The organism is Nostoc sp. CCY0012, from assembly GCF_963920855.1.
Lineage (GTDB): Bacteria > Cyanobacteriota > Cyanobacteriia > Cyanobacteriales > Nostocaceae > Cyanocohniella.
On record NZ_CAWUDM010000019.1, the window covers coordinates 25150 to 37179 of the forward strand.

15 protein-coding genes are annotated in these 12030 nt (G+C 41.0%); 12 read left to right on the top strand and 3 right to left on the bottom strand.

Annotated features, from left to right (window positions below):
* Positions 1-106: 106 nt before the first annotated feature.
* Positions 107-970, bottom strand: coding sequence for a DUF6671 family protein (locus ACM0OS_RS07630; RefSeq protein WP_414542564.1), 864 nt, complete (start codon positions 968-970; stop codon positions 107-109).
* Between the two features lie 178 nt (positions 971-1148).
* Here ACM0OS_RS07630 and ACM0OS_RS07635 point away from each other — a divergent pair, with 178 nt between their 5' ends.
* The 9 genes from ACM0OS_RS07635 (at position 1149) to ACM0OS_RS07675 (ending at position 7452) form a co-directional block, all read left to right on the top strand.
* Entirely contained in the window at positions 1149-2462 is a 1314-nt protein-coding gene (locus ACM0OS_RS07635; protein ID WP_414542565.1) for a nucleoside recognition domain-containing protein, read from the top strand.
* Between the two features lie 591 nt (positions 2463-3053).
* The gene (locus ACM0OS_RS07640) at positions 3054-4244 is read left to right on the top strand and encodes an iron-containing alcohol dehydrogenase family protein (RefSeq protein WP_414542619.1); all 1191 of its coding nucleotides are present in this window, start codon (positions 3054-3056) and stop codon (positions 4242-4244) included.
* Entirely contained in the window at positions 4241-5452 is a 1212-nt protein-coding gene (locus tag ACM0OS_RS07645) for an aspartate aminotransferase (RefSeq protein WP_414542566.1), read from the top strand. The genes ACM0OS_RS07640 and ACM0OS_RS07645 overlap by 4 nt, the downstream gene beginning before the upstream one ends.
* 33 nt (positions 5453-5485) lie before the next feature.
* Positions 5486-5830 carry an ArsR/SmtB family transcription factor gene (locus ACM0OS_RS07650; RefSeq protein ID WP_414542567.1) on the top strand — a complete coding sequence of 115 codons (345 nt, stop codon included), beginning with the start codon at positions 5486-5488 and terminating at the stop codon, positions 5828-5830.
* A 100-nt stretch (positions 5831-5930) separates the two neighbouring features.
* Positions 5931-6068 (top strand): hypothetical protein, encoded by a 138-nt coding sequence (locus ACM0OS_RS07655; protein ID WP_414542568.1) that lies wholly within the window; start codon positions 5931-5933, stop codon positions 6066-6068.
* Between the two features lie 31 nt (positions 6069-6099).
* Positions 6100-6315, top strand: a complete 216-nt coding sequence (locus ACM0OS_RS07660) for a hypothetical protein (protein ID WP_414542569.1) — start codon at positions 6100-6102, stop codon at positions 6313-6315.
* Positions 6302-6679, top strand: coding sequence for a PIN domain-containing protein (locus ACM0OS_RS07665; RefSeq protein ID WP_414542570.1), 378 nt, complete (start codon positions 6302-6304; stop codon positions 6677-6679). Before ACM0OS_RS07660 ends, ACM0OS_RS07665 begins: the two co-directional genes overlap by 14 nt.
* 123 nt (positions 6680-6802) lie before the next feature.
* Positions 6803-7093 carry a nucleotidyltransferase family protein gene (locus tag ACM0OS_RS07670; RefSeq protein ID WP_414542571.1) on the top strand — a complete coding sequence of 97 codons (291 nt, stop codon included), beginning with the start codon at positions 6803-6805 and terminating at the stop codon, positions 7091-7093.
* Complete coding sequence (locus ACM0OS_RS07675; protein WP_414542572.1) at positions 7090-7452, top strand: DUF86 domain-containing protein; 363 nt, start codon at positions 7090-7092, stop codon at positions 7450-7452. Before ACM0OS_RS07670 ends, ACM0OS_RS07675 begins: the two co-directional genes overlap by 4 nt.
* Here the strand turns inward: ACM0OS_RS07675 and ACM0OS_RS07680 are convergent.
* Both ACM0OS_RS07680 and ACM0OS_RS07685 read right to left on the bottom strand, forming a co-directional pair.
* Positions 7385-7855 (bottom strand): hypothetical protein, encoded by a 471-nt coding sequence (locus ACM0OS_RS07680; protein ID WP_414542573.1) that lies wholly within the window; start codon positions 7853-7855, stop codon positions 7385-7387. The genes ACM0OS_RS07675 and ACM0OS_RS07680 overlap by 68 nt on opposite strands.
* A 95-nt stretch (positions 7856-7950) precedes the next feature.
* Positions 7951-8229: a hypothetical protein gene (locus tag ACM0OS_RS07685; RefSeq protein WP_414542574.1), complete on the bottom strand. Its 279-nt coding sequence runs from the start codon at positions 8227-8229 to the stop codon at positions 7951-7953.
* Positions 8230-8483: 254 nt separating this feature from the next.
* Between ACM0OS_RS07685 and ACM0OS_RS07690 the strand changes: the two genes are divergently transcribed.
* From ACM0OS_RS07690 to arsB, 3 genes are read left to right on the top strand one after another with little or no spacing between them, the layout of a single operon-like run.
* On the top strand, positions 8484-9494 hold the full coding sequence (locus ACM0OS_RS07690; RefSeq protein ID WP_414542575.1) for an ArsJ-associated glyceraldehyde-3-phosphate dehydrogenase: 1011 nt from the start codon (positions 8484-8486) through the stop codon (positions 9492-9494).
* Between the two features lie 59 nt (positions 9495-9553).
* A complete protein-coding gene (gene arsJ / locus ACM0OS_RS07695; RefSeq protein ID WP_414542576.1) occupies positions 9554-10813 on the top strand; it encodes an organoarsenical effux MFS transporter ArsJ in 1260 nt (419 codons plus the stop codon).
* Between the two features lie 57 nt (positions 10814-10870).
* Entirely contained in the window at positions 10871-12013 is a 1143-nt protein-coding gene (gene arsB / locus ACM0OS_RS07700; protein WP_414542577.1) for an ACR3 family arsenite efflux transporter, read from the top strand.
* Positions 12014-12030 lie beyond the last annotated feature (17 nt).

The following is a 12030-nucleotide window of genomic DNA, read 5'->3' on the forward strand; positions in this document are numbered from 1 at the left end:
AATTACTTCGTTCCACTATGGCTCTAAGCGTAAGACAACATGCAATAGGAGGAAAACTTTAAACTACTAACAAAATCCATCTCCCCCTACTACTCCCTATTTTTTTTTAAGGATTGCAATACATACATTGTGCTGGATCAGCATATTGACTTGCATTGGGAAATGGTTTTTCTTGACTAAAACCACATTTTTGACATTGATAAATCACAGTTAGCGTTAAAAGAGTTGGGGAGTGGCATATTGCACAAGGTAAACCCGGAATTTTTTTTGTAATTGCAAAACCTGGCGTAGAACATTTTGGACAAAGACTGTTAATTTTTCTGACTAAATCTTCAGTAGCTTTGGCAATATTATTCATGCGTGTAGGATTATACATTGCCCGCATATCTGTTTCTAGATGTGCTTTCCCTGTAGGCGAATTTTCGAGAACGAATTGTACCGCTTCTACAAGTTGTTCTTCAGTAATAATCCCTTTAATAACTTGCTGACTACATTGAGGAGATTCACTAAACATAACTACCAAACCATGTGAGGGAAATCCTATTTTATTGGCAAACTGAAATGCCTGTTCTACACTTTCCACAACTATATGGTTATGATTAGTTTCTAGAGAAAACTCCTCTCCAATAATTTCTAAATTATGTTTTTTATCTAAAATGATGACAATTTCTCGATTACTAGAAATCCAAGGTATGCTGGGGTGAGGTGCAAAACTACCTTCACTAGCTATTACTAAATTTTCATCGGTCAATTCTAATGCTTTTTCAGCTTTTAATCTAGCAGCTGCAATTTGAGTACCAGGGCGTTGAATTTCTCGAGTAAATGTACCGAAGATATCAGTATTAAAATTTTCAAGCACGATAACTTGAATGCCTAAGTCTGCTTCTAAAATCGGAGCGATCGCTCTTTCTTTTTGGTGCATTGTCGCCAGCACTGCTATACGGTTAGTAAATAATGAATTGTGTTTCATTGTTTACCTGCTCAAATTCGTATAAATAAGTGTTCCAATTAGCTATGAGGCCTATTATATTTGCATACTATCAGAGCAAAAATACTGTAACATCGGATGATCGAGCGATTAGTCTTCACAATTGCCCGTGCGATCGCTTAGTATGCAAAAAATTATTTAATCAGAGTTTCAACTTTTGATGAAAAAAGCATCATCGCCACTCAATGCCATTTGGCTGTTCCTGATTGTTTCCGCCACTGTAGTTGCAGCTTATAACGGCAATATGGGGGCATTAACTGAAGCGTCGTTTACAGCAGCTGAAAGTGCAGTCACGCTGGCCATTGGACTGATTGGGGCGATGGCGTTGTGGTTGGGAATTATGAAGGTTGCCGAAACCGCAGGTATGATGCGATTCATTGCCCGTTTGATTCGTCCGGTGATGAGCCGACTGTTTCCCGAAATCCCAGCCAATCACCCTGCCATGTCAGCTATGGTGATGAATATGGCAGCCAATGCCCTGGGACTGGGAAATGCCGCCACACCAATGGGTTTGAAAGCTATGGCAGAACTGAATAAGCTCAATCCTCATCCGGGAACGGCTACACCTGCAATGTGTTTGTTTTTAGCCATTAATACCTCATCGGTGACACTGTTACCCTTAGGCGTAATTACTGTCAGAGCCAGTGCTGGGGCTAGCAATCCGGCGGGAATTATCTTGCCTTCCATTATTGCTACTATCGTCTCTACATCTGTTGCCATTATTGCTAGTAAAATTCTCGCCCGTAAACAATCATCTGAGCTGACACCGTTGGCGTATGAGTCAGAGACTAACAACCTAGACGCCAAAACTGCATCTGATGAAATTCCTGAGTCTGAATTAATTCCTCCGGGGATGATGGGCAATATTGTTTTCGGCGGGCTAATTGTGGCATTTTTCGCCGCTGTCTTTTACCGCCTCTCAATCCGAGGATTTCCTTATCTGTTCAGTATGGCTTTTGTCAGTAACCTTTCCAACTGGCTACTACCGATTCTCATTTGTCTGTTCCTCTTGTTTGGTTATTTCCGAGGTGTGAAAGTTTACGAAATCCTCACCGAAGGAGCAAAAGAAGGCTTTGAAATTGCCATTCGGATTATTCCTTTTTTAGTCGCAATTTTTGTCGCTATTGGTATGTTTCGTGCTAGTGGCGCTCTCGATATTCTGACAGCGATAGTTTCTCCCATTACCTCTCTCATCACCCTGCCACCAGAAGCCTTACCAATGGCATTAATTCGCCCCCTGTCAGGTAGTGGCTCATTTGGGTTGATGTCAGAAATTGTTAAAAATGACCCCAATAGTTTTCTGTCTTTTCTCGTTTCCACCATGCAAGGGTCAACAGAAACGACTTTTTACGTGATGGCAGTTTATTTTGGTAGCATTGGCATTATTCGCACAAGCTACACACTTCCAGCGGCTCTCTGTGCTGATGCTGCGGGAATTTTGGCATCTTTAGCTGTTTGTCGGCTGATGTTTTAAGGACTTCCAGAGAATAAATTACTCAATTTATTCAGGTGATATTTTTCTTTCCCCCCTGCTCCCTGCTCCCCTGCCTACACAGTGACTGATTATTTTTTAAATTGGGTCCCTTAGAGAGTTTGGGTAGTGTAGGCAGGCAAGAGGCAATCAGGCTATTGGAGTTGTACTGAGTTTTTCAGCGCCTAGTGCAGCCCATAGCAACAAAAATTAAAGTGGTGACTGTAGCCAGAGCAAAATAACTTTTACATTATTTTTTCTGTGTTTTAATATACAATAATCATTAGGTTTAGATTAAGATTTTATTGACTAAGCTCATGTACATTTAACTCTTCATTTATTTTATTATTCAACAATTCCAGAGTTGAGAATTTGAGGCGAATGGGCATAGTTTAGAGTCAAGCCATTCAAACAGTTGATAAACATCTAGTTTATTTTATCAGTAGATTAAAGCCTATGTAAGTCAAATAAATCACTAGTAATGGCAATTTGTCTCGAATAATCATGCGGATATGAGCATAAAAACAAAAATTCCGGGACATAAGCCGAAAATTTCATTAAAAAATCTTAATGTTTTGGCAAACTAGTATTTATATGCCCAATCATCTTTATACACAAGCTTTGTCTACTCAAACATCTAGCTCGATATTGACACTGACTGTTGCCCCAGGCAAAATAATTCGTGGGTCTGGCGTGTTACAGGCAGCACCAGCAGAGATTGCCCGGTTGGGAAGTCGTCCTTTAATTGTGGCGGGTAATTCTACGCTCGCCATGTGCGAAAAGAGTTTGCAACCAATTTTAACCAAGCAAAAGTTACCAACTGCCTCAGCTTCCTATGGTGCAGATTGCTGTGAAGCTAGCTTAAAAGCTTTAACAAAGGCAGCGAAAGAGCATCAAGCTGATGTAATTATTGGTGTTGGTGGCGGTAAAGCGTTAGATACAGCTAAATTAGTAGCTCATCAGTTGCAGTTGCCAGTGGTGACAATTCCCACATCGGCAGCTACCTGTGCCGCTTGGACTGCCCTTTCCAATGTTTATTCTGAGACAGGTGCTTTTCTTTACGATGTGGCGCTGTCTCACTGTCCTGATTTATTGATACTTGATTATGATTTAATTCAAACTGCACCACCACATACATTAGTAGCCGGAATTGGGGATGCGATCGCTAAATGGTATGAAGCTTCTGTTAGTAGTGGTAATTCCCAACAAACTTTAATTATTTCCGCCGTGCAACAAGCGCGAGTTTTGCGAGATATTTTATTGCAAAAAGCAGCTATGGCCCTGCAAGAACCAGGTAGTGAGATTTGGAAAGAAGTCGTCGATGCTACCGTATTATTGGCTGGGGTAATTGGTGGACTAGGGGGGGCGCAATGTCGCACCGTAGCTGCCCATGCCGTACATAACGGGTTAACTCACATCGCCGGACATAGCAGTATACATGGCGAAAAGGTTGCCTACGGTATTTTGGTACAACTGCGTCTAGAAGAAATGATTCAGGGTAATCAACTAGCAACCTCCGCACGACAACAGCTATTAAAGTTTTACGCAGAGATTGGACTGCCGCAAAAATTAGAGCATTTGGGATTAGGCAACATGACACTAGGCGAGTTACAAACAGCCGCCGAAATCGCCTTAGATCCTAATTCAGATATCCATCGACTACCTTTTAAAGTGGCATTAGAACAGTTGATGGCAGCGATGATTTCTACAACTGCACCAACAGATAGTAGAGAGGTGACAAATCGTGTCTCCACTAGGGGAATGAGTGAAGAGGTTTCAGAATGAGCTTGAATTGGATTACCCCCGCAGAACGTGTACAACAATTGCCTCCTTATGTGTTTGCCCGTCTGGACGAACTCAAGGCTAAAGCACGAGAACAAGGGCTAGATTTAATTGATTTGGGCATGGGTAACCCCGATGGTGCCACACCACAGCCAGTGGTAGAAGCGGCGATGGCTGCCTTGCAAAATCCCGCCAATCACGGTTATCCACCCTTTGAAGGTACTGCGAGTTTCCGCCGTGCCATTACTAATTGGTACAAGCGCCGCTATGGTGTGGTACTTGATCCTGACAGTGAAGCCTTACCTCTATTGGGTTCTAAAGAAGGATTAACCCATCTAGCGATCGCCTACATTAATCCTGGTGATTTAGTACTGGTTCCTTCTCCCGCCTATCCTGCCCATTTTCGCGGCCCCTTAATTGCTGGGGGGAAAATTCATAGCTTAATTCTCAAACCAGAAAACAACTGGTTAATAGATTTAGCAGCCATTCCCGACGCAGTGGCCGAACAAGCCAAAATTCTCTATTTCAACTATCCCAGTAATCCCACAGCCGCTACAGCCCCCCGCGAATTTTTTGAAGAAATCGTGGCTTTTGCGCGTAAATATGAAATTCTGCTGGTGCATGATTTATGTTACGCCGAGCTAGCTTTCGATGGATATCAACCCACAAGCTTATTAGAAATTCCCGGTGCTAAAGAAATTGGCGTAGAATTTCACACCTTATCGAAAACCTATAACATGGCTGGTTGGCGCGTGGGTTTTGTGGTGGGGAACCGCCATGTGATTCAAGGTTTACGGACTTTAAAAACCAACTTAGATTATGGGATTTTTGCCGCCTTACAAACCGCAGCCGAAACCGCCTTGCAACTACCAGATGTATACTTGCATGAAGTCCAGCAACGTTACCGTACCCGGCGCGATTTCTTAATTCAAGGTTTAGGAAAGTTAGGTTGGGACATTCCCACAACCAAAGCCACCATGTATCTGTGGGTGAAATGTCCTGTGGGTATGGGTTCCACTGATTTTGCTTTGGATGTATTGCAGCAAACTGGCGTTGTTGTCACCCCCGGTAACGCCTTTGGGGTTGCAGGTGAAGGCTATGTGCGGATAAGTTTAATTGCAGACTGCGATCGCTTAGGCGAAGTTTTGCACAGATTTAAACAAGCTGGTATTCGCTATCAACCCGAAGCCGTAGTCTCTGGTTCAGAATAAAGATAGATAGCATACCTTCTAAAAATGTCACTGATGCCCACCCCCTCTGCTACCAATTCTCAGTTAATTGCTGCTGGCTTTCATGCCCTTTCTGATCCCATTAGGATTAGTGTATTAGAGCTACTAAAACAGCAAGAACAGTGTGTGTGCGACTTATGCGATGCTTTGGGGGTTAGTCAGTCTAAACTATCTTTTCACCTCAAAACCCTCAAAGAAGCCAGATTAGTTAATGCCCGCCAAGAAGGACGCTGGATTTATTACAGTCTCCATGTATCTCAATTTGCCGTTTTAGAAGAATATTTAGCTGATTATCGCTGTATTAGCCAAATATCACCCGCCCGTTGTTGTGATATGAAAGGGAACAGGGAAGCAGATTAGAGATAATTCAATGTGAGGATATTATGCAAGAATCAGTAATTTATCAAGATATTTTGCGGAAGGGACAACAGGAAGTTAGGGCAAAATTTGGGCTACCAGAGTGAAACTTTTTTGGACAGAAACAGCCGTAGAAAACCTATCTGCAATTTATACTTACATCGCCCAAAATTTATCTCAGTATACAACCAGGATTATTGACCATATAGCCAAAATATCCGATCGCAAAAAGCTAAGATAAAAAAGTCAATCCCTAAATTCAATGTAAAAGTATGCTGCCTATTAACAAAAAAATTGTAACTGATGAATCTATGCGTCCAGTTGCAGTTTTAATTGATTATCAAGATTGGCAAAAAATAGAGAAAATATTACAAACTTATCAATCTGAACAACAAGCGAATATTGATTTAAATCGATTTGCAGGTACAATAACTCTGACTCAAGATCCTTTAGAATATCAGCAGCAAATTAGGAATGAATGGAGATGAGCTGCCTTTAATTTTACTGGATACAAATATCATCCTATATTTATTGGGTTGTAAGTTAGCCAATCCTCTACCATTAGGGAAATATTTTGCTTCAATAATTACTGAGATTGAATTGCTCTCTTATTCTAGTCTCAGTTTAGAAGAAGAAAAACAAATTATGAACTTTTTAAATTGTATTACAGTCATGGGTATTGATAATAATATCAAATTTTTAACTATCTCACTCCGAAAACAATATAGACTCAAACTTCCTGATGCAATTGTTGCTGCAACTGCACAATCTTTGAATACAATTTTGTTTACAAACGATACTAGATTAACCAATCTAACAGAAATTAATACTCAATCAGTGGAAATTGTATAATGATCACACTCCACTTGTAATCAACCACAATCGCACCTCCAAAAAATTACAAAATGCGTAGATGCAACGCGTCTTGTCGTTAGACATCGCATTGATAATTGACCTACATATTTGTATTAAGTTATGAATATCTATGAAATCCTGACAGCCAAACGGGAAGAAATTTTGCAAATAGCAACAAAATACGGAGCATATAATATCAGAATTTTTGGCTCTGTAGCCCATGGTGAAGCTGATGTTAACAGTGATGTCGATTTTTTAGTTGAAATGGAGACAGGACGTAGCCTTTTTGATTTGGGTGGATTATTGATGGAGTTACAAGAAATACTTGGTTGTGAAGTCGATATCGTCACAGAAAAGGGATTGCGATCGCGCATTCGAGAGCGGGTATTAAATGAGGCAGTTCCGTTGTGAGGGATAATAGTGAAAAGTTGCGCGATATTTTAGAAGCTATCGAACGTATCGACAAGTATGCAGTTCAAGGTCGAAAAGCTTTTGAAGACAACGAACTAATTCAAACTTGGTTTATTCAACACCTACAAATTATTGGAGAAGCATCACGTGTATTATCTGCCGATATTCGTGAGGCAAATCCAGATGTTCCTTGGTCGCAAATGATTGGGATGCGAAATATTTTAACTCATAACTATTTTGAAATCGATTTAGATGTTGTTTGGTTGGTGATTGAACGGGAATTACCAAACCTTAAACCTCAAATTGATTCAGGGGATTTTTCGGTGAGCAAAGAATTGAAATCGGTACTGTATAAATGATTGTACAATTTAATTCCTGCATCTGCGCCGCATAATCAAAGAATAAATGTTCTGCTACTACAGGCGGAACCCGATCCAAATTATCAAAGATAATTAGTAAACCCTTGCATTCAGGAAACTTTTGGCGCAATTTTGTATAAGCATCGCTTAATAACAGATTGGTATCAGATTTCAGGCGAGATAAATCTTTTTCTAGAGTTTGCCGAATAGTTGTCTTTTGCTTGTCTGAGCCTTTAATTTGCGCCAACAATTTGACCATAAGTTTGGCGAGAAATGGAGCTGTAGGGCTGAGAGTTGCTTCTGCTTCTAGATTGACTGATTTTTCAACACTTTGCTCAGTTTCTTGAGTAATGTCTTTAAACCATGTTTCAAAACTTTTTAATAGCTTTTCATTAAAAGTCAAACCTAATTTCCGTAATTCAAATTCAACTTGTTTAATGACAATTAAATATAAATCTGTATACCGGGCATCATTAATATCTGTCTCTTCATTCGCTTCTAAATAAATAACCCGATAATTGTTTTCCCAAAGACTTTGAATTTTTTTAACTCCGTACTCTTACCACAACCACGATGACCTGTAAATAAAATTGTTGTAAAATCACCTGCATCTTGAAAGTCCAAAATTGTGCTGACATTATCAATAGCCGAAGTTTTTCGCACCACCGATAGATCGACATAATACCGTTCCATTTCTGCCGGTTCAAGTGGCTCAACATTACAAGCCAAAAAAGCCGATTTAAGAGTATTGGCACGCTGAAAACTTGACTGAGACATTCTCTTGGGAAGATAGAAATCACCAACTTCTAAATTTTAAGCGATCGCCTATCAAATTTAGCAAAGATGATCAGCCTTGAAACCCTCCGCTGATCATCAACCAACCTTGGCTGCTCTTACAAATTATATAAGCTTGACTGATACATCAATTTTTTTTGATGAATTTTTATGTACAGTGCCATTAGACTGATTGACATATCAAGTTTTTTTGAAATGATATAAACATAACTTTTTCACATCACCCCAAAAAGTCCATGACAGTTCGTGTAGGCATCAATGGATTCGGTCGCATTGGACGGTTAGCCTTGCGCGCTGCGTGGGGTTGGCCAGAATTAGAGTTTGTTCACATCAACGAAATCAAAGGTGGGGCTGTTACATCTGCACACTTGTTGAAGTTTGACTCTGTTCATGGACGTTGGACACCAGAAGTAGAAGCAGAAGGGGAACGTGTCTTAATTGACGGTACACCTCTGAGCTTTAGTGAATATAGTAAACCTGGTGACGTGCCTTGGGAAGAATTTGGTGTTGATGTAGTACTAGAATGTTCCGGTAAATTCCGTACCCCCGCCACCCTCGATCCTTATTTCAAAAGAGGGGTACAAAAGGTAATTGTGGCCGCCCCTGTGAAGGAAGAAGCTTTAAATATAGTCATGGGGGTAAATGACCATCTATATGAACCAGAAAAGCATCATCTTTTGACTTCTGCTTCATGTACCACCAACTGTTTAGCCCCCGTAGTCAAGGTAATTCATGAGGGTTTGGGTATTAAACATGGAATTATTACCACCATCCATGACAACACCAATACTCAAACTATTGTTGATGCACCTCATAAAGACTTACGTCGGGCGCGGGCTACCAGCTTATCTTTAATTCCCACCACCACCGGTTCTGCTACAGCCATCGGTTTAATTTATCCCGAACTCAACGGCAAACTCAACGGTATAGCTGTCAGAGTGCCATTACTCAACGCTTCTTTAACAGACTGTGTATTTGAAGTTGTGCGTCCGACGACAGTAGAAGAAATCAATAGTTTATTAAAAACCGCTTCAGAACAAGCACCCCTCAAAGGCATCTTAGGTTACGAAGAACGTCCCTTAGTATCCATCGATTACAAAGATGACCCACGTTCTTCCATCATTGATGCCCTCTCCACAATGGTGGTAGACGAAACTCAAGTCAAAATACTCGCTTGGTACGACAACGAATGGGGCTACGCCAACCGCATGGTTGAACTCGCCCGAAAAATTGCTTTAAGTCATTAGTCATTGGTCATTAGGCGGTTTCTTCTCCCCACTTCCTACTCCCTACTCCCCAATTTTTCATGACTTCTACAGCTTCTAAAGGCAATCTTAAAAACTATATCCTCGTTACCCTAGCCTACTGGGGTTTCACCATTACTGATGGTGCTTTGCGAATGCTGGTACTGCTGTATTTTGACAGTATTGGCTACACACCATTACAAATCGCTTCCTTATTTCTGTTCTATGAAATATTTGGCGTTGTTACTAATTTTTTAGGTGGTTGGATTGGTTCGCAATTTGGATTAAAGATAACTCTTTACACTGGTATCGGGTTACAAGTGTTCTCGATGGTGATGCTGTCTTGGCTGAATCCAGATTGGGCTGAATGGATGGCTGTCGGTTATGTGATGGTAGCACAGGCCTTTTCTGGGGTTGCCAAAGATTTAACTAAAATGAGTTCTAAAAGTGCCATTCGCTTGGTTGTTCCCCAAGAAGCCCAATCATCTTTATTTAAATGGGTGGCAGTATTAACCGGTTCCAAAAATGCCCTCAAAGGAGTTGGCTTCTTTGTCGGTAGTGTCTTGTTAACTTCTGTTGGGTTTAACAATGCCCTATGGATTATGGCCGGGGGACTGTTCTTGATTTTATTCACTGGGTTCATGTTGCCCAGAGGCATGGGTAAAATCAAAACGAAAGTCAAGTTTAGCCAACTCTTTTCTAAAAGCAGAGAAATTAATATTCTCTCAGCTGCTCGATTCTTTCTATTTGGTTCACGGGACGTTTGGTTTGTTGTCGGTTTACCAGTTTTCTTGAGGGGAACTTTAGGCTGGTCATTCTATCAAGTCGGTGGCTTTTTGGCTTGTTGGGTAATTGGCTATGGCATTATTCAGTTCTTAGCGCCAGTGTTAATTCAGCGATTTGGTTCTGGTCAGCCACCCCAATCAAAGACTATCCAGTTTTGGACATTTACCCTCACCATTGTGCCAGCTGCGATCGCCTTAGCATTACAATTGGGTGTCCCTGGTAATATTGCCATTGTGGGAGGACTACTGGTATTTGGTGTAGTATTCGCTTTTAATTCCGCCGTTCACTCTTATTTAGTTTTAGCCTTCACCGACGACGATAAAGTAGCGCTGAATGTCGGTTTCTACTACATGGCTAACTCTGGTGGACGACTAGCCGGCACAGTCTTATCAGGATTAGTCTTTCAATATTTCGACTTAGTAGGTTGTCTGTGGACATCCACATTGTTAGTACTAGCAGCCGGACTGGTGACTATGAAGCTACCCGACCCCAAACCCGCCAAAGCTATTGCGTGGAAAGCTGAAGGTGGAGAATAGGAAGAATTGAGTTAAGTCTCTTCTTCATCTCCCAATACCCATCTCAAGGTGATATCGATGAATACAAAAGCTAATGCAGCCCCAGTGCAGGCTGGGAGTAATCTCAGTTTTTTTGAAAAATACCTCACCGTTTGGGTGTTTTTGTGCATCGTGGCGGGTATTGCACTAGGAAGATTATTTCCTGGGGTGGCTGTGGCGCTAGATGCGATGAGTATTTATCAAGTGTCAATTCCCATTGCGGTATGTCTTTTCTTCATGATGTACCCCATCATGGTGAAAATTGACTTTACCCAAGCTATCAATGCTGTCCGCGCCCCCAAACCTGTAATTCTCACCTTAGTGGTTAACTGGTTAATTAAACCATTCACAATGGTGGCATTTGCTCAGTTTTTCTTGGGTTGGTTATTTCGTCCATTAATTACAGGTACAGAATTAATTCGTGGTAACGAAGTAGAAATAGTAAATTCCTACATTGCTGGGACAATTTTATTGGGAATCGCTCCTTGTACGGCAATGGTCTTGATGTGGGGATATCTTTCCTACGCTAATCAAGGACACACTTTGGTGATGGTGGCGGTTAATTCGCTGTTGATGTTGTTTTTGTATGCACCTTTGGGCAGATGGTTACTAGCAGCCAATGATTTAATAGTGCCGTGGCAAACCATAGTTTTATCAGTGATAATTTATGTTGGTTTGCCATTAGCAGCAGGAATGTACAGCCGTTACTGGATTTTCAAACACAAAGGTAGAGAGTGGTTTGAAAGGCGGTTTTTAAAGTATCTCACTCCAATTTCAATTACTGCCCTGCTCATTACTTTGGTCTTGCTATTTGCATTTAAAGGTGAAGTTATTGTTGATAATCCCTTACACATTGTGCTAATTGCTGTACCACTTTTCATTCAAACTAATTTCATTTTCTTAATTAGTTATGTGGCAGCATTAAAATTGAATATATCTTATGAAGATGCCGCCCCCGCAGCATTAATTGGAGCCAGCAATCACTTTGAAGTTGCCATTGCGACGGCTGTGATGTTGTTTGGGTTAAATTCAGGTGCAGCACTGGCTACAGTGGTAGGGGTTTTAATTGAAGTACCAGTAATGTTAATGCTGGTTGAAGTTTGTAAACGCACAGCAAATTGGTTTCCCAGGGAACCGCAAAAAGCTACATTGCGAGATCCACGCTGTATTAGTAATTTGTAATATCAAGGAGCTGAAAT

Bases quoted from the DNA above. Each gene is read 5' to 3' on its own strand.
- ACM0OS_RS07630 (WP_414542564.1), bottom strand. From the start codon at position 970: ATGAAACACAATTCATTATTTACTAACCGTATAGCAGTGCTGGCGACA.
- ACM0OS_RS07635 (WP_414542565.1), top strand. From the start codon at position 1,149: ATGAAAAAAGCATCATCGCCACTCAATGCCATTTGGCTGTTCCTGATT.
- ACM0OS_RS07640 (WP_414542619.1), top strand. From the start codon at position 3,054: ATGCCCAATCATCTTTATACACAAGCTTTGTCTACTCAAACATCTAGC.
- ACM0OS_RS07645 (WP_414542566.1), top strand. From the start codon at position 4,241: ATGAGCTTGAATTGGATTACCCCCGCAGAACGTGTACAACAATTGCCT.
- ACM0OS_RS07650 (WP_414542567.1), top strand. From the start codon at position 5,486: ATGCCCACCCCCTCTGCTACCAATTCTCAGTTAATTGCTGCTGGCTTT.
- ACM0OS_RS07660 (WP_414542569.1), top strand. From the start codon at position 6,100: ATGCTGCCTATTAACAAAAAAATTGTAACTGATGAATCTATGCGTCCA.
- ACM0OS_RS07665 (WP_414542570.1), top strand. From the start codon at position 6,302: ATGAATGGAGATGAGCTGCCTTTAATTTTACTGGATACAAATATCATC.
- ACM0OS_RS07670 (WP_414542571.1), top strand. From the start codon at position 6,803: ATGAATATCTATGAAATCCTGACAGCCAAACGGGAAGAAATTTTGCAA.
- ACM0OS_RS07685 (WP_414542574.1), bottom strand. From the start codon at position 8,229: ATGTCTCAGTCAAGTTTTCAGCGTGCCAATACTCTTAAATCGGCTTTT.
- ACM0OS_RS07690 (WP_414542575.1), top strand. From the start codon at position 8,484: ATGACAGTTCGTGTAGGCATCAATGGATTCGGTCGCATTGGACGGTTA.
- arsJ (WP_414542576.1), top strand. From the start codon at position 9,554: ATGACTTCTACAGCTTCTAAAGGCAATCTTAAAAACTATATCCTCGTT.
- arsB (WP_414542577.1), top strand. From the start codon at position 10,871: ATGAATACAAAAGCTAATGCAGCCCCAGTGCAGGCTGGGAGTAATCTC.